Annotated in this window: 24 protein-coding genes, 1 tRNA gene and 1 rRNA gene; 11 read left to right on the top strand and 15 right to left on the bottom strand. The window is 46.2% G+C overall.

From position 1 onward, the window contains the following. Nucleotides 1-343: 343 nt before the first annotated feature. Genes AC2TDN_RS25085 through AC2TDN_RS25075 form a run of 3 tightly spaced genes read right to left on the bottom strand, consistent with a single transcriptional unit; the run spans nucleotide 344 to nucleotide 2,841 of the window. A complete protein-coding gene (locus tag AC2TDN_RS25085) occupies nucleotides 344-847 on the bottom strand; it encodes a CYTH domain-containing protein (RefSeq protein WP_482069609.1) in 504 nt (167 codons plus the stop codon). Nucleotides 848-867: 20 nt separating this feature from the next. Then, nucleotides 868-1,632 (bottom strand): AAA family ATPase, encoded by a 765-nt coding sequence (locus AC2TDN_RS25080; protein WP_482069610.1) that lies wholly within the window; start codon nucleotides 1,630-1,632, stop codon nucleotides 868-870. Nucleotides 1,633-1,677: 45 nt separating this feature from the next. Further along, complete coding sequence (locus tag AC2TDN_RS25075; RefSeq protein ID WP_484690561.1) at nucleotides 1,678-2,841, bottom strand: YecA family protein; 1,164 nt, start codon at nucleotides 2,839-2,841, stop codon at nucleotides 1,678-1,680. 352 nt (nucleotides 2,842-3,193) lie between these two features. On the opposite strand from AC2TDN_RS25075, the gene AC2TDN_RS25070 reads away from it, so the two are divergent. Beyond that, a complete protein-coding gene (locus AC2TDN_RS25070) occupies nucleotides 3,194-3,646 on the top strand; it encodes an AraC family transcriptional regulator (protein WP_484690560.1) in 453 nt (150 codons plus the stop codon). A gap of 84 nt (nucleotides 3,647-3,730) precedes the next feature. On the opposite strand, the gene AC2TDN_RS25065 is transcribed toward AC2TDN_RS25070, so the two are convergent. Next, on the bottom strand, nucleotides 3,731-4,300 hold the full coding sequence (locus AC2TDN_RS25065) for a DNA topology modulation protein (RefSeq protein WP_484690562.1): 570 nt from the start codon (nucleotides 4,298-4,300) through the stop codon (nucleotides 3,731-3,733). An 838-nt stretch (nucleotides 4,301-5,138) separates the two neighbouring features. On the opposite strand from AC2TDN_RS25065, the gene AC2TDN_RS25060 reads away from it, so the two are divergent. After that, complete coding sequence (locus AC2TDN_RS25060; RefSeq protein WP_484690559.1) at nucleotides 5,139-5,573, top strand: TetR/AcrR family transcriptional regulator; 435 nt, start codon at nucleotides 5,139-5,141, stop codon at nucleotides 5,571-5,573. A 7-nt stretch (nucleotides 5,574-5,580) separates the two neighbouring features. Next, nucleotides 5,581-6,327 carry a type I methionyl aminopeptidase gene (gene map, locus AC2TDN_RS25055; protein ID WP_484690558.1) on the top strand — a complete coding sequence of 249 codons (747 nt, stop codon included), beginning with the start codon at nucleotides 5,581-5,583 and terminating at the stop codon, nucleotides 6,325-6,327. 175 nt (nucleotides 6,328-6,502) lie between these two features. On the opposite strand, the gene AC2TDN_RS25050 is transcribed toward map, so the two are convergent. From AC2TDN_RS25050 to AC2TDN_RS25035, 4 genes are all read right to left on the bottom strand, one after another. Next, on the bottom strand, nucleotides 6,503-6,769 hold the full coding sequence (locus AC2TDN_RS25050) for a cupin domain-containing protein (RefSeq protein WP_482069616.1): 267 nt from the start codon (nucleotides 6,767-6,769) through the stop codon (nucleotides 6,503-6,505). A 75-nt stretch (nucleotides 6,770-6,844) separates the two neighbouring features. Then, a complete protein-coding gene (locus tag AC2TDN_RS25045; RefSeq protein ID WP_484690557.1) occupies nucleotides 6,845-8,038 on the bottom strand; it encodes a winged helix-turn-helix domain-containing protein in 1,194 nt (397 codons plus the stop codon). Continuing rightward, complete coding sequence (locus tag AC2TDN_RS25040; protein WP_484690556.1) at nucleotides 8,035-8,232, bottom strand: hypothetical protein; 198 nt, start codon at nucleotides 8,230-8,232, stop codon at nucleotides 8,035-8,037. The genes AC2TDN_RS25045 and AC2TDN_RS25040 overlap by 4 nt, the downstream gene beginning before the upstream one ends. Before the next feature lie 169 nt (nucleotides 8,233-8,401). After that, nucleotides 8,402-9,373: a phosphotransferase family protein gene (locus AC2TDN_RS25035; protein ID WP_482069619.1), complete on the bottom strand. Its 972-nt coding sequence runs from the start codon at nucleotides 9,371-9,373 to the stop codon at nucleotides 8,402-8,404. Between the two features lie 199 nt (nucleotides 9,374-9,572). Here AC2TDN_RS25035 and AC2TDN_RS25030 point away from each other — a divergent pair, with 199 nt between their 5' ends. Beyond that, nucleotides 9,573-10,925, top strand: a complete 1,353-nt coding sequence (locus AC2TDN_RS25030; RefSeq protein ID WP_484690555.1) for an outer membrane protein assembly factor BamB family protein — start codon at nucleotides 9,573-9,575, stop codon at nucleotides 10,923-10,925. A 145-nt stretch (nucleotides 10,926-11,070) separates the two neighbouring features. On the opposite strand, the gene AC2TDN_RS25025 is transcribed toward AC2TDN_RS25030, so the two are convergent. Then, on the bottom strand, nucleotides 11,071-12,180 hold the full coding sequence (locus AC2TDN_RS25025) for a slipin family protein (RefSeq protein ID WP_484690554.1): 1,110 nt from the start codon (nucleotides 12,178-12,180) through the stop codon (nucleotides 11,071-11,073). Between the two features lie 517 nt (nucleotides 12,181-12,697). Beyond that, the gene (locus AC2TDN_RS25020) at nucleotides 12,698-14,116 is read right to left on the bottom strand and encodes an RtcB family protein (RefSeq protein WP_484690553.1); all 1,419 of its coding nucleotides are present in this window, start codon (nucleotides 14,114-14,116) and stop codon (nucleotides 12,698-12,700) included. Nucleotides 14,117-14,314: 198 nt separating this feature from the next. Between AC2TDN_RS25020 and AC2TDN_RS25015 the strand changes: the two genes are divergently transcribed. From AC2TDN_RS25015 to katA, 3 genes are all read left to right on the top strand, one after another. Beyond that, the gene (locus AC2TDN_RS25015) at nucleotides 14,315-15,628 is read left to right on the top strand and encodes a helix-turn-helix transcriptional regulator (protein ID WP_484690552.1); all 1,314 of its coding nucleotides are present in this window, start codon (nucleotides 14,315-14,317) and stop codon (nucleotides 15,626-15,628) included. Next, nucleotides 15,615-16,415: a WYL domain-containing protein gene (locus AC2TDN_RS25010; protein WP_482069623.1), complete on the top strand. Its 801-nt coding sequence runs from the start codon at nucleotides 15,615-15,617 to the stop codon at nucleotides 16,413-16,415. The genes AC2TDN_RS25015 and AC2TDN_RS25010 overlap by 14 nt, the downstream gene beginning before the upstream one ends. Before the next feature lie 123 nt (nucleotides 16,416-16,538). Then, nucleotides 16,539-17,996 (top strand): catalase KatA, encoded by a 1,458-nt coding sequence (gene katA, locus AC2TDN_RS25005; RefSeq protein ID WP_484690551.1) that lies wholly within the window; start codon nucleotides 16,539-16,541, stop codon nucleotides 17,994-17,996. Between the two features lie 173 nt (nucleotides 17,997-18,169). Here katA and bshB2 read toward each other — a convergent pair whose 3' ends face one another. Together bshB2 and AC2TDN_RS24995 are read right to left on the bottom strand one after the other, a co-directional pair. Beyond that, nucleotides 18,170-18,826, bottom strand: coding sequence for a bacillithiol biosynthesis deacetylase BshB2 (gene bshB2 / locus AC2TDN_RS25000; RefSeq protein ID WP_482069625.1), 657 nt, complete (start codon nucleotides 18,824-18,826; stop codon nucleotides 18,170-18,172). Nucleotides 18,827-18,849: 23 nt separating this feature from the next. Continuing rightward, nucleotides 18,850-19,194, bottom strand: coding sequence for a YojF family protein (locus AC2TDN_RS24995; protein WP_482069626.1), 345 nt, complete (start codon nucleotides 19,192-19,194; stop codon nucleotides 18,850-18,852). A gap of 220 nt (nucleotides 19,195-19,414) precedes the next feature. Here AC2TDN_RS24995 and AC2TDN_RS24990 point away from each other — a divergent pair, with 220 nt between their 5' ends. The 4 genes from AC2TDN_RS24990 (at nucleotide 19,415) to AC2TDN_RS24975 (ending at nucleotide 20,784) form a co-directional block, all read left to right on the top strand. Next, the gene (locus AC2TDN_RS24990; RefSeq protein WP_482069627.1) at nucleotides 19,415-19,642 is read left to right on the top strand and encodes a hypothetical protein; all 228 of its coding nucleotides are present in this window, start codon (nucleotides 19,415-19,417) and stop codon (nucleotides 19,640-19,642) included. A 204-nt stretch (nucleotides 19,643-19,846) separates the two neighbouring features. Beyond that, on the top strand, nucleotides 19,847-20,047 hold the full coding sequence (locus AC2TDN_RS24985) for an RNA polymerase sigma factor (RefSeq protein ID WP_482069628.1): 201 nt from the start codon (nucleotides 19,847-19,849) through the stop codon (nucleotides 20,045-20,047). Further along, nucleotides 20,016-20,171: an RNA polymerase sigma factor gene (locus tag AC2TDN_RS24980; protein ID WP_484690550.1), complete on the top strand. Its 156-nt coding sequence runs from the start codon at nucleotides 20,016-20,018 to the stop codon at nucleotides 20,169-20,171. Before AC2TDN_RS24985 ends, AC2TDN_RS24980 begins: the two co-directional genes overlap by 32 nt. Beyond that, nucleotides 20,164-20,784: a hypothetical protein gene (locus tag AC2TDN_RS24975; protein ID WP_484690549.1), complete on the top strand. Its 621-nt coding sequence runs from the start codon at nucleotides 20,164-20,166 to the stop codon at nucleotides 20,782-20,784. The genes AC2TDN_RS24980 and AC2TDN_RS24975 overlap by 8 nt, the downstream gene beginning before the upstream one ends. Nucleotides 20,785-20,863: 79 nt before the next feature. On the opposite strand, the gene AC2TDN_RS24970 is transcribed toward AC2TDN_RS24975, so the two are convergent. The 3 genes from AC2TDN_RS24970 to AC2TDN_RS24960 all read right to left on the bottom strand — a co-directional run. Beyond that, nucleotides 20,864-22,366 (bottom strand): DHA2 family efflux MFS transporter permease subunit, encoded by a 1,503-nt coding sequence (locus AC2TDN_RS24970; protein ID WP_484690548.1) that lies wholly within the window; start codon nucleotides 22,364-22,366, stop codon nucleotides 20,864-20,866. Between the two features lie 384 nt (nucleotides 22,367-22,750). Then, nucleotides 22,751-22,826, bottom strand: a tRNA-Val gene (locus AC2TDN_RS24965). Nucleotides 22,827-23,050: 224 nt separating this feature from the next. Beyond that, nucleotides 23,051-23,133, bottom strand: a 23S ribosomal RNA gene (locus tag AC2TDN_RS24960); the annotation flags it as partial.

Genomic DNA, 23,133 nt, shown 5'->3' with positions numbered 1-23,133 from the left:
GCATGTATTAGGCACGCCGCCAGCGTTCGTCCTGAGCCAGGATCAAACTCTCCAAATGGAAGTTTTCGCTTCGACGCGATGTCGAAGAGAAAGCTTCATGTGTTTGAAATGCTCATTACTTTTATATCGCTTTTTCTTACAATTCGTTAGAATCATAAGGGCAGTTATTACTCGTTGTTCAGTTTTCAAAGAGCAATCTTTTCTCTCTTGTGTTTCGCTTGTTTTGCTTGTCGTCCGCATGTTTCTCTCGGCCGGAATAAGAATATACCATGTATGCGCCTATGAGGTCAAGCGTTTATTTAAACTTTTTTAAAATAATCGTAATTTAGTATTCGAACCTTCTTTATTGAGTCGTTTTCCCCTGCAGCTCACGCCATACTTTTTTGTTGCTGTATTGTCTCTCAGAGCTAATATCCTTGCCGAACCATTCCGGAGCCAGAAACGAATTGGCTGCTTCTTCCGAGTCAAACTCGACCTCAAGCACAGAAAGCTCGATTTGATCGTAGGTATCAATCTCGATAATGCGTTCGTTCCATTCAGCGGTTATACGATTCTTTGTAAGTGGCACAAATCCAAATGCCTTGATGACCTGCTCGTAGATGCCCTCAGATATGGAGTATTCGATTTCCTCACGGGAGAGACCGTTTCCCAGCTTGAAGGTATGCGTATATGAAACTTCGCCGCTCGCCAGATCCACCAGACGCCGAACGCGCAGCTCTTGATTCTCATCTATAGCCAAGTAGGTTTGCTCAATTCTTTGCTCGGAGAGTACCTTAAGCTCCCCTTCTTCTATTAATACGCTAGGAAATTGCGGCAACAAAAACTTGCGTTCGATCTCTAATGTCATCTCTAACAGCTCCTTTAATTTTAATCCTCTTCTAGAAATAGCTCATGAAGCATTCTTTCCCGGTTATTAACGAACTGCTTCATCAGCAGGAAATGATCAGTCTCCTCTAATGTTGTGCGCTCTATGCCAGCCGAAGTCAAATTATAAATGACGGCATCCGGATACGCCATCAAAATAGGAGAATGCGTAGCGATAATAAACTGCGAGCGCTGCCCCACCAACTGATTGATACGAGAGAGCATCGCCATTTGGCGAAAAGGAGATAGAGCCGCCTCCGGCTCATCCATCATATAAAGCCCGTTTCCGCTAAAACGATGAAGGAATGTTGCAAAAAAGGATTCGCCATGCGATTGCTGATGAAGTGACTTTCCGCCATACGAATCAATAATGCGACCGCCGCGACCGCCCTCGCGATCCATTTGATCAATATTAGTAGCCAGATTATAATAACTCTCCGCGCGAAAAAAGAATCCATCCCTCGGTTTGTTGACGCTGCGTGCAAGCCTCAAATACTGATGAAGCTCGGAGTGCGTAGCTTCCGTAGAAAAGTTAAAATTAATCGTCCCGCCTTCTGGATTAAAACCGAGTCCGATCGCGATCGCTTCCATTAGCGTAGACTTTCCCATCCCATTTTCGCCAACGATGTAGGTTACTTTCGGATGGAAAGCAAGCTCATCTAAGTTCTGTATCGCATTTAGATGAAAGGGATAGGCATCGAAGGAGGGTACTGACTCCCTAAGCAGCTTAACGCTTCTTAAATAGAGTCCTTGCTGATTTTGCCTCACGCAGCACGCCCCCCAGATCGATTGATTAGTGTCTGCTTTTAGCTATTAGCCGCAGCATTTTTTAAATTTTTTCCCGCTTCCGCATGGACACGGATCATTGCGTCCGATTTTTTTCTTCGTATGAAAGTCGATTACCTCTGCAGGGGCAGCTTGTTTAGACACCCTGTTCAACACCATGCTCACATTCGCTCGTTTGGCAGAAAGCTCATCCGGTGAATAGCCTTTGATAGCCCACTGCTTCGTACTATTCATTAAAGCAACGAGCAGATCCGTTAACACACTCAACGTCTCTAAGTTCGGAGTTTCAATAAATTCCTGTGTTAATTCGATGACAGATGCCAATGAATTTCCATTTTTGGTGGCGTCGACACATTCCTCTGCCATAAGATCAGCTTCTTCACGGTCAATCTCATAATGATGGAGAACGTAGCGTACCAAATTCATATACTGGCTGCTCCGCTCGACATAGTCAGGCTCTCCTGCTTTTAAGAGCTGCTGCTTCGTAAATGGACAAAAATCGAGATCATGTCTGAGCGCCCGCTCCTTCATAATTGCTTGCGGATTCGCTACTCGAAAATCACAGATTAAAAGATCGGTGGTTTCGTCCATTACGATCTGCTCATAATAGTCCGATGCCTCGAACAAAATGTTCATGATATCGTATTGGGCAAGCGGATGATCCTCATCCATAATGATGAATGATTTTAGCTCATCTACCGACAAGACTCCGTAATAGTAAATCAAGCCTTGCGTCTGCCGAATCCATTCCGTATTTCTTTTAATGTTAGGATGTTCCTCTTGCGCTTCCACTTCTTTAAAATACGCCAGCAGCTCGGAAGGCATCATAACTACCTGTTTGCCGTCTACCGTACCAGGAAATAGAATTCCTCGCTCGCGAAAATATTCATATTGCTGGAGTTCAAGCAGCGGCTTGTCCCAAATGCCATCGTTTTTCACGATTTTCTGAACGAGCTTCAATCTATTATGGTCAAAGCAGCGCGTAATTAACGAAATGTTCTCTGGAATCAACTCTGACAGCTTCCCAACGAGCCCCTGCTTATTAAGCGAACTTAGGTTGCTTATTTGCAAATTCGTACGAATGCTAGTCAATTGCTGCTTTGATAATGTGCTTAGCGCATCCGCGTACGATAATGGATATGTAAGCTGCGACCAAAATTTTTCCATTGCTTTATCTAGCTTTGTAGTCATATTAATCTCCTAAATCGTAAATAAATTTTAAGCTTTTCTTCTTATTATAAATGTATTCCCAAAAAATCATGTAGGTTCAAAGATAACAAAAATTGTAGCTGGAATCAAACAAAATAAATTAATTTTTTCCTCATAAATTGTAAATTTGACCTGTTAATGAAGGATACTGTCAGGAATAAAACAGGCTCTCTTAACAAAAAAATCGCCATTTGTAAAAGGCGGTTAATTAAACTTTCGTTTACGTTAGTTCAATTGAAAATTTTTCATTTTTAAAAAAAGTAATGAATAATTTTTTATGTCATGATAGCATCCAAATTGTAGAAAATAACTGATAAGAAAGGAAAATCAAACTATGGATATTAGAGTTGAAACTCTCCCGAATTATCGCATTGCGTATGTACGACAAATTGGACCCTATGGTCCTGCCAATGTTCAAGTAATGCAAGAATTAAAAAGGTGGGCGATGGAGAAAAAATTACTTACTGAATCGGCTATATTATTCGGAATTCCACACGACAACCCACAAACAACACTTCCTGAGAAATGTAGATATGATGCATGTATTGTCATTGCAAAAGATGATCAAAAAATTGATGATTTAGTCAAAGAAAGTGAGCTCTTTGGCGGAGAGTATGTTATTTTCAAAATTAAACATACAGCAGAGGATGTTCAAAGAGCATGGGCTGAAATTTTTCCAGCTATACACAACATGGGATTTCACCCTGACGCCAAGCCGATCCTAGAAAAATACTCTGGAAACAACAATGACTTTTGCGAAATATGTGTTCCAATAAAACGGTTATAATTAACGAAATCTCTCATTAACAGCAAAAATGCAGCCGGTCGTGCTGGCCGGCTGCGCATATTACGCCGTAGTCCTCTATGTAATTTATTGAGCTCTTGTTCGCCGTTGGTGCAATAATTCCACATTTGCTACAAATTCTCGAACGTCTTTCGGAGTCTTTAAAATGATTATTTTCTTTTCATTTGTTAACGATCTAAGTTTTTCTGAGATCTTTGGCTTTTGTTTTTCTGGGTATTCCCAGACCCATTTCAGAAATTCCAGACGGACCCTTTCTTCGCAACCTTCAGCCAAGTCCGTTCTCTTCTTGTTACGGTACTGGAATCTTCTCTTCAGCACGCGGATCATGCAGACCCATCTCGATAGATCAATAAATATGATTGTGTCTGCCGCTTGCAGCCTAATGTCAATCGTGCCTCCATAATTGCCGTCGATAATCCAACTATCATGACTAACGAGCTCCTCTTGAACATCTCTTTGCTCGTTTTTGGGCGTGCTAATCCAACCTGGTTTCCAAAAAATAAAATCCAAATGATGAACTTCTATTGATAAAATCCCGCCCAGTTTTCGAGCCAAAGTTGATTTGCCTGAACCTCCAGAACCTATAAGTACAATTTTTTCATATTGACCCCCGTCAAATGAATCTAATAAACTGATTCCCCTTAAATATAGGCTATGTAGTTATAAAACCATCCTACTTTCTCCGTATTTTTCTTATTGCTATGACACAAAGCGCGTACAGTAAAAATGTGAAAATAACTCCAACTAGATAAACAGGCCACGTGAGATGGAAAACTACGAAGTAATTGTCTTGATACTGAAAATCCTCTGACGTCTTCAAAATAATATTAACGATAAGCAGGAAAACAAGGTAAGGGGCTAATAAGCTAATCGCAACCCCCAATAAGGTCTGTCCCTTTGTAAGATTCATGTCAAACATCCTATCTGTTTAAACTAGTTCATCAAGCCTTGCCAGTGCATTCAAGAAATTGCGGCAGCCCCTTGTTGATGGTTATTCAATATAACTAGCCTAAACTCCCGAGGGAGCTTAATGCTGCTACCGCCGCGCGCCCCTCCTCATCCACTTTACCATGTATCTCCTTTTTCTTGCGATAAAAAAACCGCGGTGATTCTAAATCAACACGGATCGCCACTCCCAGAACACCACCGCCTCCGCAACTACCTGCCTGGAGGTCTGTCTGTGTTCAGTTCACTAAAGAACTTTATTTTCAATTAAAGAACTATATTTTCTTGCACCAACAGATAATTTGCATATCCCCGCCCCATGCGTTACAATCTTTAAATCGACAAATTTGCAGGTCTATACAAGGAGGTTCACGCGCCTATGTGCCCCCGGACCAAAGAACAAAATGAACTCATCCGCATGCAGCGCAGAGAACAGATACTGGACGCCGCCGCGCGCGCCTACTTCCGCACTGGCGGCGGCTTTGATATTCGCGACGTCGCCCGCGAGGCCGAGCTCGGTTACGGCACGGTGTACCATTATTACCCCAATCGACATTTATTGATAGAAGATGTGCTGGGCAGCGGCTTCGAGCGATGTGAGCAAGCCCTGTCAGAATGGGCGAACATCCGCGGAGGCAGCCCGGATGACAGGCAGCTGTTTACGTATTGCAAGGCGCTGCTCCGGCTGTGGCAGTCGGACGCCCGTGCATATCTCGTCTACAAGATGGCGGCGGAGCATTATGCAGGCTTGCCTGAGAAGGATCGGCACGCCGCCAAGAGACGATTCATGGAACGGCTGTACGTTCCGCTCCAATCGATCGCCCAACGCGAAGACGACAGCGTCGACCATATGCTTGCCGTGCTGGTCGGCTGCTGCGGGCTGCACTACTATGCGGGCACTTCCGAGCTGGACGTCGATCGAATCGCCCAGCTGGCGATGCAAGCCATTACGAAGGAGTCCTGATACGAACATGGTCATCTTAAAAAGCAAGCATGAAATCGAGGCCATCCTCAAGGCATGCCAAGTGGTGGCCGAATGCCATCACACGATCGCCCCGCTCATCCAACCGGGCATCACGACGAACGAGATTGAGCGCATCTTCGAGGACATTATCTTGAAGCACGGCGCCAAGCCCTACACGAAGGGCTACAAGGGCTATCAATATGCGACCTGCGCCTCCGTCAACGATGTGATCGCGCATGGCTTCCCTAGCGATAAGCCACTTGAGGAAGGCGATATCGTGACGATCGACACGGTCGCGGAGCTCGACGGCTGGCTCGGCGATTCGGCCTGGAGCTATGCGGTCGGGAAGATCTCGCCGACGGCCGAGAAGCTGATGCGCATCACGAAGGAATGCCTTGACCTCGGCATCGCGCAGGCTCAGCCCGGCAATCGGCTCGGCGACGTGACGAGCGCGATCCAGCGGCATGCCGAATCGAACGGCTACGGCGTCGTGCGCGACCTTCTCGCGCATGGCATCGGCCGGGACCTGCATGAGGCGCCGAACTATATGCATGTCGGCAAGCCCGGCAAAGGCCTCCGCATCAAGGAAGGCATGGTGTTCACGATCGAGCCCATGATCACCGAAGGCACCTACTACATGACAATCGATGCGGACGGCTGGACCGCGCGGACGCTGGACCGCAAGCTCGCCGCTCAATATGAGCATACGATCGCCATTACAGCTGAAGGTCCACAGATCCTGACCACGCAATAGAATAATTAGAGGCCGACAACGACGAAATGCAAGGTCTCCCGCATGATGGCCATGGGTATCGTTAATCGAGCAATTCTGTCCTTTATTTCGACTGCGGTCCCATCGCGTTATTCTGCCCGTAGCGTAACAAAAAAGCAGCCAATCCATGCCCAGCTGCCGCGGTTACATTATTCAACTAACGTTCTCCGTTAGCCCAACAAGGCTTATATACCTGATAGTTAATAAATAAGATCATCTCTAATCTGGATTCCAAGTAATCCGCAAAATCTCTATATTTTTTTAGGACGGTATAAATGTCGTCTTGCCCAATAATTTGATAGTCCTCATCAAAATACTGAAGAGAGCCCCCTAATATAAAAAGGGTTACTACTTCCTCGTCTTCTGTAATCAAGGTATGAATATCGCCTGGTGGTTCAAATATAAAGCTACCTGGTTCAGCCACCCATTCGCGCCCTTCATATCTCCATTTACCTTGACGCGAAACTTGTCAGCAAATGTTAACAGGGAACTGGAAATATCAGTTCATAGACTCTGTCGAAATCGTCTCGCATCCGTTGAATAATGCAAAATTTTGAAAACAATTGTTCAAGGCTGTTCGCAATTGCTTTGTTGGCTTTATGTCGTTCTCGTACCAGATGTTTTTAACAACGAGCGTCCCGGATTTTCGCTCCGCGATTACCTCGGCTCGTCCGATGAGGCTTTCTCCGTATATTAGAGGCAACACATAATAGCCGAATTTCCGTTTGATTGCAGGCGTGTAAATCTCCCAGGTGTAATCGAATCCAAACAATTCGTTGATCAGTTTTCTGTCCCATATGAAATTATCTAGTGGGGCAATCAGCTCGCAGCGCCATTTCGGCGCTGGATTTTGCAGAACGGCTTCAATAAGCGGCAAGTCCTCCGCGCAGCAATAAAGTATATCCTTCATTTGTTCCACGGCAACAGCAACAATGCGAGCTTCGTGCAACAGTTGGCGGAAAACCTCGTTGCGCTGCTCCGCTTTCAATCCCCATATGTTCAGCCAGGCATCGGATGCGCGATTCCATAAAAGGCCAACAGCGCCGATTCGACGCAGTACTCGCCACTTGTGATGCTCAAGCTCGCCCACCAGCGGCTCCGGCGCATTCAGCAGATTTGGCTGTATGTACTTCCCGGCGATATCGTAATATTTACGCGTTCCTTTTTTGTGATGTATAATCAACTCGCCTGTCGAGTACATCTGCTCCAGCACCGACCGGGATGAATTGTTTCCGCTGCTCCAGTGGATGGCCGATCGCCAAGCGAAATTTCCATCCAATTTTAGATCATCCGAACTTAGCGCACCGTGATTTTGGATGTGAGCTCGTACTTGCTCAATCAACGCTTCCATTTCGGGATAGCGCTTGGCATGTTGTCGGGCGGCCTGCCTGTACCGCTCAAAATACGGCCAGTCCTCGACAGGGATAATGGCCAAATTCTTGTCGGGATAATCGACAAGGATTCTATCTTGATACAGCAACTCGGCGAGCATGTTCTTGGTAAATCCTTTGATTCGCGACTGCAACACCAGTTCGGCGTTTTTTCCGCAAACATCGATGGGATCGTATTGAATACAGCCGACCTGCCGCACAAAATCCAATACTCCCTGCTTTCCGGTAAAATGATATTCGCCCAACAACCCGTGCTTCAATAGCAGAAATTGCCGTGCCTGGCGGTTCGTCAATTGGATCATGTACACATCGGCTCCTTAACGAAACAAACGGGAGCCGTTTGCACATGATGATGGATGGCGAGATTGCTTAACTCAATAAAGTTACTATTTGCTTCTTTCCATAATGATGGTATCCATTGGGGAGCTTCATTAGCAAACCCCTTTCCTAATTTTCCAATAACCGAAAATTGCTCTTTTTCAATGATTTCAACCACGCCTATTCCCCCTATCCGTTGGAAAATACAAAAACAAACACATGTTCCCATAAAATGTTACCATTATCTCGAGCATAAAAACAAGAGCTATTGAAAAATACTGCCCGTTAAAGCAATGAAGCTGCCGATCGCCGCGGCAGCTTCATCTAAGTTGTGTATTGAGCTAAAGTTATTGTACCGTCTGAATTATAAGTTGTCTTAAATCGGAAATCCGGTTAGGCATTTCCAGAGTCGAACGATTCAGTAAATCGCACAAAGCAATTAAATCTTCTAGTTTAGATAACTGGACCCAATTCTCATTTAAAAATCTTCCAGAATCCTGGTAAGCTTTTATAAAATGACGTTCGAATAAGGAATTTTCGTGTTCATACCGAAGCATATTTCCAATATCAACATAACGTCTTCCTGAAAAAGCAAACTCCCAGTCCAATACCGCTGACACTTCAATTCCGTTTGGACTATCAAGCATCAGTATATTTAGACCATTGAAGTCCGAATGAACGAGGACTGACTGTTCATGAATTTCAGCTAATAACCAACGGTGAGACACACAGAATGATCGAACCATTTCCATAGCTTCCGCACCGAGCCAATGACCGGTTGCAGCACCATCTAGACTTTCTGAAATAAAAGAGTGAAATTCATCCTCCCCCATGTTAAACGGATTGGCGATGGTAAGGTCCCCTGCTAAAAAGCCTGGGCAGTCAAAAGTATGGCTGTGTATACGAGCTAATATATCGCCAACAGATTCCGCAGCTTTTGCAATCTGTCGTTTTTCTCCTCTTTGCATAATATCCCGCAGCAATACTCCCTCTTTCCATTCCAGTAAAGCCCAGTCATATTCTATTAGATTTCGGCTTGTATCAAGATAGATGTAATCTGCTACAGGCACGACGCCGCTCAATCTCTCAGCAATTGCTTTTTCTTTTGATGCTACGTCTAAACCACCAGCAGAAATCCTTAAAAGGAAAGGAGTAGCTGATCCCTCAATCTGAATTTTATAGGTACCACTACTAAGTCCTGTTTCCGTTCTTTCAGCTTTTATGAGCCGTTTGCCTCTGAACACTTGGCTAATCATAATACTTATAGTCTCATAATTGATGTGTATATTTTTACTTGTTCGTTCCCAAGATTCTTTCATCCTGTACCTCTCCTCTTTCCTGTTCACGCAGTGGATCAAATTCTATAATTCGAGTTTCTATTCAACTATCCTGCCCGTTTAACAAAGAAAGAGAGCTTCAAGCTATTGGGAGTTCCCTATGAATCGTGGCAACATTTTATGAGGCAATGCGTTTATAAAGGTATAAAGTGAATATATGGAAATTAGAGGAGGATTATCCATGCAACAAAAATTGATGCTTCGAACAATACTTACAGCTACTGCCTTGCTCATAGCCTTCCAAATAGGACAGACGGGGGACAATATTGGAATTAGCCATGTGTATGCCGAGAATCCTGTTATATCCTTCGGTGTAGGAAACCCAGGGATTCAGACACCGATTGTTCAGCCAACTTGGTCCGCAAAAGTCGATAATTGGGATGATTATTATCTTACTTCTAACTTTACAGTGACGGGTGAGGGTAAGATTTTTACGTTGAGAGATAAGAGGTTGATTGCTTTGAACGCTCAGACGGGAAAAACGATTTGGACTTTTGAAGAAGATGTGCATTCCATGTTTGTCTATCAGGAGGGGAAAATTTACGGGACTTTAAGTGATGGGAGCCTCTATGCCCTTTCTGCTTCAAGCGGAAAAAAGCTGTGGCAGTCGAGCGTCAGGATTGAAAAACCAAACGCTATCGAAGTTTTCGGCGATACGTTGTATGCCCTAATAGACAATCATACCATTGCAGTCCATTTGAAGACTGGAAAGCAGCTTTGGGTAAACACCGGGCCCCAAGCAATATATTACACCAGTTCGGGAATCATGGACGCAGGAGATATCGTATTACGCACCATCACAATGCAAGAAGAAACACGTAGCACTCTTCAACTTAATGCCATCGATAAAAAAACGGGAAAGAAGCTTTGGGGCATGATCGACCATGAGGTCCCGTTCAAGATCGAAGGCGGGCTGGCGTACTCCATTAAACATAATAATCAACCGATAGTTGATGATCCTGAGCGCAGCATTACAGTTTCCGTCATCAATGTGAAAACCGGTGAAGTAAAAGGCAGCCGTGTTTACCGATGGAATGTAAATGTGGGTTCCGGCGATGAATATAACACCAATGTACCAACCTACTTGGATGGAAATGATTTCTATATCCACCAGAATGGCATTATCGCGAGGTATGATTTTAAAAATTACAAACCAGATGGCAAAGCTCTACAGTCTTATAGTGAGCCTGCTTATGATCAAGGCACATACCCTCTTTATAAAGTTCATCGCGGTCGTATCTTGTTCAGTAATTGGCAGAATGGTTCGCTCTCCAGTATGAAGACGGTAAACGGACAACACATGAGCTGGAATGGTGATAACCCCTCCGCAAAAACGGTGATCTATGGAAAAGGTGTCTATCTTGCGCAAACCGATGGCATCATGCACGCGATCGATTTTGATTCAGGCAAACCGCTGTTCCGTGTGAAAACAGGCGCGCGCCAATATGATAATCTGCTTAAAGAAGGTGGATTCCTCATCATACAGACGCCTGGCAAACTGATAGGAGTTAAATTACCTCCGGCTTTAAAGTAATTGAACTATCACTCGAGATGCATTGATATCCATCAGTCTCCCCAATAACAGAAGCAGCGGCAGCCGTGGACAAGAAATTAAGTCCTAGACTGCCGCTGCTTCATTGAACTATAGTTGCCCATTTAGTAAAAAAATAAGCGCTATCCTATTTATCTATCGTCTTCACGCTCAGCAGTGAATTGAGGTGCTCCAGCAAATTGCCGCCGGTAAGGGAGATCGTGCCGATCTTCTCGCAAATTTTTTCGAGAAACTCTAGCTCCTTCAAGCGGTACAGCGTGCCGTTCTCGTCCATCAGCTTCGCGGTATTCAGCAAGCTGCGAGTCGAGGCAGTCTCCTCTCGTCTGGTGATAAGGTTGGCCTGTGCCTTCTTCTCAGCAAGCAGCACCGTATTCAGGATATCCTTGATGTCGCCTGGCAAAATAATATCCTTAAGGCCCGCCGATACAAACTGCACGCCGTAATGCTCCTTCTGCTCGTTCAAGCGCGAGAGGACAAACGTTGCAATTTCTTGCTTCATGCGCAGCAGATCGTCCAGCTTCAGCGTACCCACGTACTCTCGCAAAATAAGCTGAAGCAAAATATATACCTGCTCCTCGAACGACTTGATTTGGATCGCCTTCAGCGGATCGATCACTTTATATTGGCACACAAAGTTAAGCCGCAGCGTCACCTTGTCCTCCGTCATAATTTCTTGTCCTGTCATATCCAACTGCAGTTGGCGCAAATCGACCGTCTTTACCTGCACGATAGTAGGTCCCTTCCAGAAAAAGTACCTGCCCGAACGAAGCTCCCGCTGTAATACATTATTGTAGAAAAGCAGACCGGATTCGTGGCTCGCAACCTCGAACACCTGAATATAGCCATGCAGCTTCGACAGCAATGAGCGATCTACTTCAGCCGAAATCTCGGGATTCCGTATATCAACACGAATAAACGTATGTTTTTTCATAACATTCCAGAAGGCATACAGCCCTGACGTCAGCAGCGAGCAGAATTTGCCATCCTCAAAATGCAGCACATACTCATGATCCTGTACGTCTGCAATCGTCAGTTCCTCCACAAGCTGAGCATCTCGAAGAAACAGATTGAGCTCCTTGTTCGGAACGGAAAAGCGTTTCGCAACATTTTGCAAAATAACGCTATCGTCTGAAAACGAGCTGTGGCGGTATACGCCTGGCTGCAAATGCTTGATGTAGCTGCCTTTTTTGAAAAGCAAACCACGCTCGTCGTTTTTGATGATTACTTTTTTGAACATCGTTAAACACCTCTTTGCATTTGTGTTGACCTTCATAACAGGAGCTCTCCTGTGGCTAGGCCGGAATCAGGCTTAAGAAGGGAGAAGAGCTGCTTTATGACTTCGTTATCGATAGCCGAATTCGAATGCACCTTCCATCCGAAATCAAACTATTTCCTCGTCAGTCATAAGAGGCAGCGGACTCCATTCGGTATCCACCGATTGCATAGGCTTCGCTGTAGTGAACGCGCATAGGCACGCTCTGAGAGCTCCTGTTAAAGGCCGGGTACTACTCAAATACAGTCTCCTAAGGAGGGAGTTCTTGCATACTCTACCAAAGAGTTTTCGCGAATCAGGCGAATAACCAAGGGATTCGAACCCTTATTTTGTGGAGATTCAGCCGATATGGTCATACAGCATACAAGCGCACAGCGTGCGCAAGCACTGCGGAACAATTGGAAAGTCCCTGCCAAGGTACGCCATTCGTACATGAACCTCATCTATTATTGAAGTTATCTTTAATAGCGATTGTAATGAATTAGATGCCTTTGATGGCAGCCATCGGCTTGCATTTGGCCACCACGGCAGCGAGCGATGCGCCAACGACGCTGTCGATGATCTGGTCCACATCCTTGTAGGCCTGCGGGCATTCGTCGAGAATCGTCTCCAGAGAACGGTGGTTGACGAGTATTTCCTCCTCTGTGCCGATCCTCAGCGATTGCTCGAACTGATCGACCGTCACGAGCTCCTTCGTTGCTCTTCGGGATCTTGCACGGCCCGCTCCGTGGCAGATGGAATAGAAGTTTTTCAAGCCCTCATTCTTCCCCACCATAATATAGGAGGAGGTTCCCATGGAACCGGGTATAAGCGCAGGATGTCCGGTCTCCTTAAACACCGGCGTATTCAGGAAGTGGCCCGGCGGGAGCGCACGCGTCGCTCCTTTGCGGTGAACGAGCATCGGCTCGTTGCGGTGAAATTCCTTCAGCGCGTAGTTATGCATCAGATCGTAAAGCACAGGCATTTCCATACTCGCTCCGAATACCTCTTGGAACGCTTCGCGAACGCCAAATGCGATCATATGCCGGTTGCTAACCGCAAAGTTGAGCGCGGAATACATCAGATTCAGATAGGTTTGCCCTTCCTGACTCGCAATGGGAGCATAAATCAAGTTGGGGTCGGGATTGCTCACGCCCCACTGATTCATCGCTTCCTTGATCACCTTGTTATGCTCCCGGCCGATCATGCCGCCCCAGGAGCGCGAGCCGGAGTGGATCATCACCACAACCTGCCCATCGAACAAGCCCCATTTTGCCGCCAATTCCGCGTGTTCCTCATTGATTTCCAAATATTGAATTTCAATGAAGTGGTTCCCGCTTCCGAGTGTTCCTAGTTGCCCACGTGCATATTTCATCGTTTTTGGCGGAAGTTGCTTGAGGTAAGTATGATCATATGCAAAATGGGATTGCTCCACATGGGTCAGCCACTGTTCATCAGGAACATACTTCTCGGGCAGTCCCTTCAAGCCATGCTGAACGACGCTCATCACGTCGATATCTTCGTAGTTCGAATTCGTGCGCTCGTTTGTAGGCACGTATTTCTCGATAGCTGCGATCAGCGCTCTGCGAATGTCCTTATCTTGAATGTCGCGCTTATACAGCGAGGTCGTATGAACACGCATGCCGCAGCCGATATCTGAGCCGACGATTGATGGAGATACGCAGCCATTTTTCATGCTCCATACCGCTGTCGTGCCAATGCACGTTCCAATGCCTACATGCGCATCCGGGGTGTAGCTCATATATCGATTCCTTGGAATTTGCAAATTGTTGTTAGCCATTTCAAATACTTTATTTTCAAAGGATTGGAATACCTCTTCGTTAGCGAATAAGTGAAGACTGCCATGCTCAAGCTTTATTTCATGATGATTGCCGCCATGTCTCTTATGCTGCATCAGCATTGTCAAAACCTCCTGTGAATCTTGCTTTTTTTCAATCAGCCGTACTGCCTTCTTACGAATTCTATCTTCTCTTATTTGGAGGCCCGCGAACATGGCGAAAGTATTACGACAAAGGAAAATTTTCCTTTTTGTTCAAAACCTTCAGCTTCCTGTTAAGATAGATGGAGAATGCTGCTTACGATCGGGGGATATTCAGAAATGGCAAGAGAAAGCTTCGACAAGGAAATACAGTTTTTGCGTATGCTCGTCTTGACTAGCGGGGCTTATAACCGTCAGCAATACGCAGATAGGCTAGGCATTTCCATCCATACGTTTGATAAAACGATAAAGCGGCTCAAAGAAATCGTGAGCGCTGTTCAGCAGCAGCTGCCCGAGGAGCAAGGCAAGGAGTTTGCCGAAACGATCCGCTACAGCTATCTTGAATCATCCGATCCGATGCTGCTGTTTCTGTTTCGAGCGAAGTCGCTTAAGGAAACCGAAAGCCAGCGCATTTCGCTGCTGCTCGCAGCTATGCACGAAAAGCCGCTAACGGCTATGGAGCTGCTTGATTTGTGCTGCAGCAGCATGCCGGCGGAGCTATCGCTTCCCGATGAGAAGACAATCCGCGGCGATCTTAAATATTTAGAGCAGGTTGGCGTGATTAAGAAGGAGCCGGGTGCGCGTCCCTTTCGCTATCGCATTTATAATGATTTTGTTCGCGAGCTGGCGCATGAAGAGCTGCTCGATTTATATGATTTTGTAGACATGATGGCCAATACGCAGGTTCCTTCTGTCCAAGGCTATTTGCTGCGCGACGGCTTAAAGAAGCATATTTCACGCAGGCAAGCTGACAATGGCCAGATCGAGCCGTTCTTATATAAGTATCACTATTACTCTCGTATTTTGGATGAGGCGCATCTCTTCACGCTGCTAGGCGCTATTCGCAATCGGCGCTTGATCACCTTTCTCTATTTCTCGCCAAAAAAAGAAACGAGCTACGCCGCAAAAAACACTAATCCGTTATTCGAACGCGATACCAAGGGCATGCAAGAGACGACGCTGCCGCTTAAGGTCGTCTATGACCATCAATATGGCCGTTGGTATTTGCTAGGCAACCACGCCAAACAAGGCATTAAAAAATACCGCTTGGAAGGATTAACGCAAATCTCTGAAGGGGATGCCGTTGCTGAAGAGCTTTACGAGGCCAAGAAGACAGAACTAGAACAGCGCACCAAGCATAGCTGGTTGATCGATACGGGCAAGCCCGTCACGGTTCGCGTACGCTTCTTCCATCCGGGACACGGGATCAACCATTTCGTTAGTGAGCGCGTGCTGCTTCAAGGACAATGGGGCATCATCGCGGAAGAATCGGATGATAGCTTTGTCTATGAAATCGAAGTAAACGGCATAATCGAGATTAAGCCATGGATTCGGAGCTTCGGCTCAAGCTGCGAGGTGCTGGCGCCTGCGAGGCTGCGGCATGAAATGATTGCGGAGTGGAAGGAGATCAAGGCGTACTATGAATCTGTTTGAGAAAATATTTAACTATCAAATTTTATCCAAGCTTGAGGATTCGGGAACGTTTATGGTAACGGCCCATGAGCGAGGCTGGTTGAAGGCCATGCTGCGTCATCCTGCTGCTGCCGTTGCTTTTTCTCCAACAACACGACAAAAGCTGCAGCTTATGCTGGAGCAAGATCTTGCTCTGGATACGGGCGAGCTGCTGCATAAAGCAGCCAGTAAAGAAAAGCATGTATACCATCCGAATGTTCGACCGTTAAGGCAGGCCATTACAAATAAAAGCATGCTGCGCCTCAGCTACAGCATCAAAAATGAACGTACGCATAGCGAGCAGGAATGCTTTCCCTACAAGCTCGAATATTCAATGGTCAAGAGGGAATGGTATCTGCTTTGGTATCATGCGAAAAACCGGATGCTGATGAGTACGCGCCTGGATAAGATCATTGCGATTGGTGAGCAAGCATGCGGGGCGGATTATTACGAGCAGCTCCGAGCGAAGGTCCATGCTTTGCAGGAGAAACGAAGCACAAGCGCTGATATACGCGTAATGCCCGAATACAATGGAGAGCTGTCGCGTATTTTGTATGCTTTCTCATGCTTCGAGAAAGAAGTGAGCTACGATGCGCAGACCAATGAGTATACAATTCGTCTCTTCTTCTCGAGCAGCGACAGCGAATATGTGCTCTCGAAAACCCGCTTTCTCGGAAAGCGGGTAAACATTGTTAATAGCAAGCAGCTGCGCAGCCGCATGTTGGAGTCGGCTACAAAAGCGCTAGGACGTTATTCAAACGACAGCTAAAATCTCACATTTTGACGAAAAATTTTAATTGTAATGATTATAAATTGATATTGATTTTCCTATAGAAAACGGTAACATATAAAATGAGGCGCAGTCACACAAATTCAATGAGGTGATTCTATTATGAGTACTGAGAAGAACAAGCTCACGACTAGTTGGGGTGCTCCAGTTGGAGACAACCAGAACTCGATGACAGCAGGCTCTCGTGGTCCAACATTAATTCAGGATGTTCACCTTCTAGAAAAGCTAGCTCACTTCAACAGAGAACGTGTTCCTGAGCGCGTCGTTCACGCTAAAGGGGCAGGTGCCCATGGCTACTTCCAAGTTACGCATGATGTTACGTCTTACACTAAAGCAAGCTTTTTATCCGAGGTAGGAAAGCGCACGCCGATGTTCATCCGCTTCTCGACTGTTGCCGGCGAGCTTGGCTCTGCAGATACGGTCCGCGATCCGCGGGGCTTCGCCGTAAAGTTCTATACCGAGGAAGGCAATTACGACTTAGTTGGAAACAATACACCGGTATTCTTTATTCGCGATGCGATTAAATTTCCCGACTTCATTCATACTCAGAAGCGTCATCCGCAAACCCACTTGAAAAATCCGAACGCCATTTGGGATTTCTGGTCCTTATCGCCGGAATCGCTTCATCAGGTTACGATCCTTATGTCTGACCGCGGTATCCCCGCTACATTAAGACATATGCACGGCTTTGGCAGCCATACCTTCAAATGGGTGAACGACGAGGGCCAAGCGGTTTGGGTCAAATATCATTTCAAAACCGAGCAAGGCATCAAAACCATCACCAATGAGGTTGCTGCCAAAATTGCCGGCGACAATCCTGATTACCATACCGAGGATTTGTTTAATGCGATTGCAAGCGGCGATTTCCCGGCGTGGAAGCTATATGTGCAGATCATGCCTACCTCGGATGCGAATACATATCGTTTCGATCCATTTGACGTGACGAAGGTATGGTCCCAGAAGGATTATCCGTTAATCGAGGTTGGCCGCATGGTGCTGGATCGGAATCCAGAAAACTACTTTGCCGAGGTTGAGCAAGCAACCTTCTCTCCCGGCTCTTTCGTTCCCGGCATTGAAGCTTCACCTGACAAAATGCTGCAAGGCCGCCTATTCGCGTACTCCGATGCCCATCGCTACCGCGTTGGCGCCAACCACAATCAGCTGCCGATCAATCGTCCAACCGCTCCGGTGAACAATCACCAGCGCGACGGTCAAATGCGCGCGGACGGCAACGGTGGATCGTCGCTTTATTACGAGCCTAACAGCTATGGCGGTCCTACAGAATCTGCCGAGAACAAGCCTGCTCCGTTCGAGGTATCAGGCCAGGCAGACAGTGTAGGCTATGACCATCACGACCACTATACGCAGGCAGGCGATCTCTATCGTCTTATTAGTGAAGAGGAACGCGCCCGCTTAATTGAAACGATTGTGGGTGCCATGAAGCCGGTAGAGAAGGACGAAATTAAGCTTCGTCAAATCAGCCACTTCTACAAAGCCGACCCTGACTACGGACAACGTGTTGCCGAGGGGCTTGGCTTGTCCATCTCGCAGCAAGCTTAATTGCACTTATCGCTTATACCATGCGGCTATCGAATCCAATTCGACAGCTGCATGGTTTTTTATTAATGACAAGGAGATCGTTTCAGCCGCTATCGTTCGGTTCATTCTTTATAAAAGAGGACAAAAAAAGGCTCTAAGGAAAAATCCCTAGAGCCTCTTGTCGTACGATCAGATTACTCGAATGGGTAGATCCAGAAGCGCTCTGTTCCAAAGCGCTGCACAATTTCCTCATCCGTCAGCTTTTTGCTGCCTACCAGCTCAGCCGCTTGGAACTGCGAACGATGAGCCTCAATAGAAGCCATTTTTTGTTTCAAAAATGGTTTAACATCATTTGCAACTTGAGGCATGCCAATCGCCTCCTGATGGTTCTTGGAAAAAGCCGAGCAATAAACAACCGGCCTCTCGTCTTCTGGAAGCTTGCTAATGGTGCGAATGACAGCCCCCCCGCATGCATCATGATCGGGATGAACGCTGTAGCCTGGATAAAAGGTATACACGATCGACGGGCGCAGCTCCTTCAAGAGAGCATCTATCGCCCCATCCAGTCGGCCTTTGTCCTCGAATTCAATCATTTTATCATGAAACCCCAGCATTCTCAGATCCTGTATGCCGATAGCGCGGCAGGACTCCTCCAGCTCGAGCTTCCGAATGGCCGGCAGCGTCACCCGATTGGCGAATGGCGGAATTCCCATGTTCCGGCCCATTTCCCCAAGCGTCAAGCAAGCGAAAGTAACATGCGCTCCGTCTTGTATATGCTTAGCCAGCGTACCCGATACAGTGAAAGCCTCATCATCAGGATGTGGAAATACAACTAAAATGTTTTGACCCACAAAATTTCTACTCTCCTCTCTCATTAGAAGGGCACCCTGCTTAGCTGCAGCGATACGATCAGCTTTCCTTGTCCATCATGCCCTGCCAGAATCAGCCTCTCCTGCTCCGTCTCTTCCCAGTGGGTAAGCCCCTCCGAGTAAATCCAGCCTTGCAACATTTTCAAGCCAACCCGATAGGGCCCGCTCCCTGCAATCGAACCATGCGAATAACGAATGGCAGCATTCGTAATGAAATTAGCCGCTGGATGCTTCGAGCTATCGAGATGGGCAGCGTAAGCTCCCGTTGTCATTTCCAGATGAATATATAGATCCTGATCCTTCAGGCTATCTATCCTAAGCTGTACCTTTTCTTGATTAATAAGCTGCATCTATATCCCTCCCATATATCAGCACAACCTGCTTTATGAATCTGATATTGAAATCATTCTAACATACTTATGCTTAAAGAAAATATCGATATCTGCAAAAAATAGGGAGGAATTGCTTCTCACGGTTAGCCGCTTTAAAATCCGATAAAATGACATCTGCTTTTCCTCCAGCATTTTGTGGTATACTGCTACAAGATTAAAATGCAGGAGGTTCATCGCTATGAAAATTTATGTCATACAATCGTTTAACGAAGACGGATTGGAAAATGTATATGTAGGCTCTGACGAGGAAAAAGCGCTGTCGCTGCGATCAGCTGACTTTGAGCATTGCGACGCTCTATTCGTGGAAATCTGGGAGGACGGCGAGAAAACGGATGATTTCCGCCTGGTGGAATCCCCGGAAAAGGACGATGAAGAGGCTGAAGCTGCCATTGGAGTAGACAAGTAAACTCGTCTTTAAAGAACAGAAGCAAGCTAATCTTTATCCAAAATAATCATGCTGTCCATCACAGCAGAAATTTTTAACGACTTCTTCAAATAATCGGTTATACACAAAATCAACCCTGACCTCTTCCGGTCAGGATTTTTTTTACGTCCTTTGAAACATTTTGCCCCCTTAAACCGTGTTAGGGATGAAGGAGTGTCGACGCCAATGCAAAGTGAGCCGCTTTATTCGGAAGATTATCTAGCAGAGCTTGTCCATCGTTATGCAGACATGATGATGCGCATCGCTTTTACCTACCTCAAAAATAGTGCGGACGCCCAGGATATATGCCAGGAGGTATTCATTAAAGTCGTTAAGCAGCAAAAAGCGTTCAAGCATGCCGAGCATGAGAAAGCTTGGATCCTTTGAAGGCTACAGCACCACTGAAATAGCTGAGCTGTTGGAACGAAACGAGAGCACGGTTCGAACACAACTGAAGCGCGCACGAGAGCTTTTAAAATCAAGCTGGATTGGAGGACTCGGTAATGAATAGATACATAGATGGCATGAAAGAAATAAAGGCTACCGAGGAATTAAAGCAGCGGCTGATTCATAACGCGCAGCAGCAGACTTTAACTGGCAAGAAGCTATCCTTTAGAAAAACAGTTCCCTTATTGGCAGCTGTTTGTACGGTTATTTTAATTGCTATGCTCAGTACATCCTTCCTTCAGCTTGGCAACAAAAAAGCGGTATTCCCCGGCCTTGTGATTACGGCATATGCAGCAGATGGGACAGCCGTCGAAATGAAGCCTAATGTTCAGCTCCCATTAGGTACATACAGCCCGTTTATGAGCAGCGTCCCTGGATTTCCAATCAGCATTGCTGCGGAGAATGCTGATTCCATTACAGTCAACGTAACAGAAGGCAGCTTCTCGCTTTGGAAGCCTCCCGCTTCTAAGGTCATCCAAAAAGGAAAAAGCCTTACCGTCTCATCCGGCACCATCATATACTGGACCCCTCCTTATGACAATGCCGCAATGACATTAGCAAAAAAAAGCACCGTTTCAATCATTGCATACCAAAACAAAAAAGAGGTGGGACACCGTATCATTGAAATAGAAGCTGACGATAGCCTTCATTACAGTGGATTAGTTAAGGAAAAATAGCATTAAGTTCTTAATAAAGAACATTTTAAACAAAAGAAAGCGCTGCTTAGAGTTAGCTCACTCTCTCGCAGCGCTTCTTTTATGGCTTTGCAGAAACCGAAGCAGCCATTTGGCTAGATATTTCTTTTTCTTTGCCTGCCTTTTTCTTCGTTCCATCCTCCCTCTTCGCCTTGCCGATGAACAAGCTAAGCGGCAGCGCGACGGCCGCTACTATCGTAGCAACGACGTACACATCGTTCACGCTCATCGTGAAGGACATCATCGAAATGTGAAGCTCGTCGACATCGCCCGCCTTCATAAAGTCAGTAGCGTGGGTAATGGATCTTGATGCGAGCATCGTTGTGAAAATAGCAATAGCGAATGATCCGAATACATTCCTCGTCCAATTCGTTATTGCGGATGCATGACCGGAGAGCTCAGCTGGAATTTGCTCCATTGCTGCGTTGCTCGAAGGCATAACGACAAGCGCAATTCCGATGTTTCGCACAATCATCCACCAGATAACGTAAGCATGCGACACATCGATGCTTAGCCAGCTTAACGCTAACGTTCCGACCGTCAGCAGCACAATCCCGCCTGACATAAGCCAGCGCGGTCCGATAATGCCATACAGCTTGCCGACAACAGGCATAAGCAGAGCCATCGCAAGGGAGGCCGGCAGCAGGATCATGCCCGTATCCATGGCAGAGACATGCTGGATTCTTTGAAGAAATATCGGTGTCAGCAAGGTGCCGGAATACAAGCTGATAGTAATAATATTGGAGATGATCGCATTTAACGTGAAGCGGCTGTTATTAAACACTTTCAAATTGAGCAGCGGCGTTTCGGTCGTCAGCTCCCGCCACACAAATAGTACGAGGGCAACTGCGCCAACCACGAACAGGGAGACGACCTTCAAAGAGCCCCAGCCCCAGGTGTGGCCTTGGCCGAGCGCCAGCAGCAAGGAAGAGCTGCTTACAATAACGGTCAGAAAGCCAAGTCCATCAAAAGACTTCGGAACGTTCATACGGTAGTAAGGAATATAGGCATATACGAAACCAATCGCAATGAGCCCTATTGGAATGTTCATTAGGAACAGCCAGTGCCAATTCATGTTCTCCAGCACCCAACCGCTAATCGTTGGGCCGAAGGCTGGCGCCAGCATGGCAGACAAGCCCCAGAACGCGACAGCCATCGCTTGCCTTTCTCGCGGAATAATCTGATAGATGATTGACATCGTAGCCGGAATGATCAAGCCGCTGAATGCGCCCTGCAATACGCGAAACAAGATTAGCGAGCCTTCGCTCCACGCCGAGGCGCATAATACCGATGCAAGCGTAAATCCAATTAAGGAGAACAGGTATAGCCTTCTATAGCTGAACCGCTCGCCCAAATAACCTGCAATGGGCGCTGTTGTTCCCATCGCCAGCATAAAGCCGGTTAAAGTCCACTGCACAGAGCTCAGCGACGTGTCAAAATGATCCTTCAAAATTTCGAGCGCCAAGTTGATCGTAGCCGACGCCAATACACATAAAAAAGACCCGATAAAAATAGCGATCATTACAGGCCAGAAACGCACCTTATTAAGTTCTTCTTGATTCATGTACTTCTCCCACACCCTTTAATATTACTTTACAGCTTAACTATTATATTTTAGTTCTAAACTAATTTCAATGGGAACATTTTTTCTTTCAGTGAGGTAGGGGCTTGGTTGTAATTCGCCAACTATTGCTAGGCTGATTGATGATCAAGTTTTCGATTATGGCAGGATTGAAACTCCAGAAATTATGATAGAGGTTATGTTCAAAGGCCGTGGAACAGAAAAACAAGCGTAAATCGGAGCGCAGATTCACATTTTATTCTAGAGGGTTTTTATGCAAAATTAACTTTATATGTTTGTACTGAAGAGTAACCGAAATTTTTGAATACCAAACAAAAACAAAAAAAACCTTGTTCAATTGAACAATGGCTTCTGAATAAAAGAATATGGTGGAGGCTGACGGGATCGAACCGCCGACCCTCTGCTTGTAAGGCAGATGCTCTCCCAGCTGAGCTAAGCCTCCAGGACAAAAATAAAACCCACGCATGTGGGGTTGCTACTTGGTACAAGACAAGCAAATTGCGCCCTGAAAACTGGATACGAAAGATCAGGTTTGCTGAAAACCTCTTTAACTGTGTCTGCCGGATGTATGGGTCCATGCAAACCTTAAGCGTATGCTTACGATGTAGGTTTGACTTACAACCTTGTAGCGTATGCTTACGATGTAGGTTTGCTTAGCAAACCTTTTAGGATAAGCCCTCGACCGATTAGTATTCGTCAGCTGCACACATTGCTGTGCTTCCACCCCGAACCTATCAACCTCGTCGTCT

This window comes from Paenibacillus sp. Y660, assembly GCF_057221575.1.
This window is presented reverse-complemented; position numbering and strand designations above follow the sequence as displayed.

What these genes read in the sequence shown, in the direction of transcription:
- AC2TDN_RS25085 (WP_482069609.1), bottom strand. Translation starts at nt 847, where the DNA reads ATGACATTAGAGATCGAACGCAAGTTTTTGTTGCCGCAATTTCCTAGC.
- AC2TDN_RS25075 (WP_484690561.1), bottom strand. Translation starts at nt 2,841, where the DNA reads ATGACTACAAAGCTAGATAAAGCAATGGAAAAATTTTGGTCGCAGCTT.
- AC2TDN_RS25070 (WP_484690560.1), top strand. Translation starts at nt 3,194, where the DNA reads ATGGATATTAGAGTTGAAACTCTCCCGAATTATCGCATTGCGTATGTA.
- map (WP_484690558.1), top strand. Translation starts at nt 5,581, where the DNA reads ATGGTCATCTTAAAAAGCAAGCATGAAATCGAGGCCATCCTCAAGGCA.
- AC2TDN_RS25045 (WP_484690557.1), bottom strand. Translation starts at nt 8,038, where the DNA reads ATGATCCAATTGACGAACCGCCAGGCACGGCAATTTCTGCTATTGAAG.
- AC2TDN_RS25035 (WP_482069619.1), bottom strand. Translation starts at nt 9,373, where the DNA reads ATGAAAGAATCTTGGGAACGAACAAGTAAAAATATACACATCAATTAT.
- AC2TDN_RS25030 (WP_484690555.1), top strand. Translation starts at nt 9,573, where the DNA reads ATGCAACAAAAATTGATGCTTCGAACAATACTTACAGCTACTGCCTTG.
- AC2TDN_RS25025 (WP_484690554.1), bottom strand. Translation starts at nt 12,180, where the DNA reads ATGTTCAAAAAAGTAATCATCAAAAACGACGAGCGTGGTTTGCTTTTC.
- AC2TDN_RS25020 (WP_484690553.1), bottom strand. Translation starts at nt 14,116, where the DNA reads ATGCTGATGCAGCATAAGAGACATGGCGGCAATCATCATGAAATAAAG.
- AC2TDN_RS25015 (WP_484690552.1), top strand. Translation starts at nt 14,315, where the DNA reads ATGGCAAGAGAAAGCTTCGACAAGGAAATACAGTTTTTGCGTATGCTC.
- AC2TDN_RS25010 (WP_482069623.1), top strand. Translation starts at nt 15,615, where the DNA reads ATGAATCTGTTTGAGAAAATATTTAACTATCAAATTTTATCCAAGCTT.
- katA (WP_484690551.1), top strand. Translation starts at nt 16,539, where the DNA reads ATGAGTACTGAGAAGAACAAGCTCACGACTAGTTGGGGTGCTCCAGTT.
- AC2TDN_RS24995 (WP_482069626.1), bottom strand. Translation starts at nt 19,194, where the DNA reads ATGCAGCTTATTAATCAAGAAAAGGTACAGCTTAGGATAGATAGCCTG.
- AC2TDN_RS24990 (WP_482069627.1), top strand. Translation starts at nt 19,415, where the DNA reads ATGAAAATTTATGTCATACAATCGTTTAACGAAGACGGATTGGAAAAT.
- AC2TDN_RS24985 (WP_482069628.1), top strand. Translation starts at nt 19,847, where the DNA reads ATGCAAAGTGAGCCGCTTTATTCGGAAGATTATCTAGCAGAGCTTGTC.
- AC2TDN_RS24980 (WP_484690550.1), top strand. Translation starts at nt 20,016, where the DNA reads ATGCCGAGCATGAGAAAGCTTGGATCCTTTGAAGGCTACAGCACCACT.
- AC2TDN_RS24975 (WP_484690549.1), top strand. Translation starts at nt 20,164, where the DNA reads ATGAATAGATACATAGATGGCATGAAAGAAATAAAGGCTACCGAGGAA.
- AC2TDN_RS24970 (WP_484690548.1), bottom strand. Translation starts at nt 22,366, where the DNA reads ATGAATCAAGAAGAACTTAATAAGGTGCGTTTCTGGCCTGTAATGATC.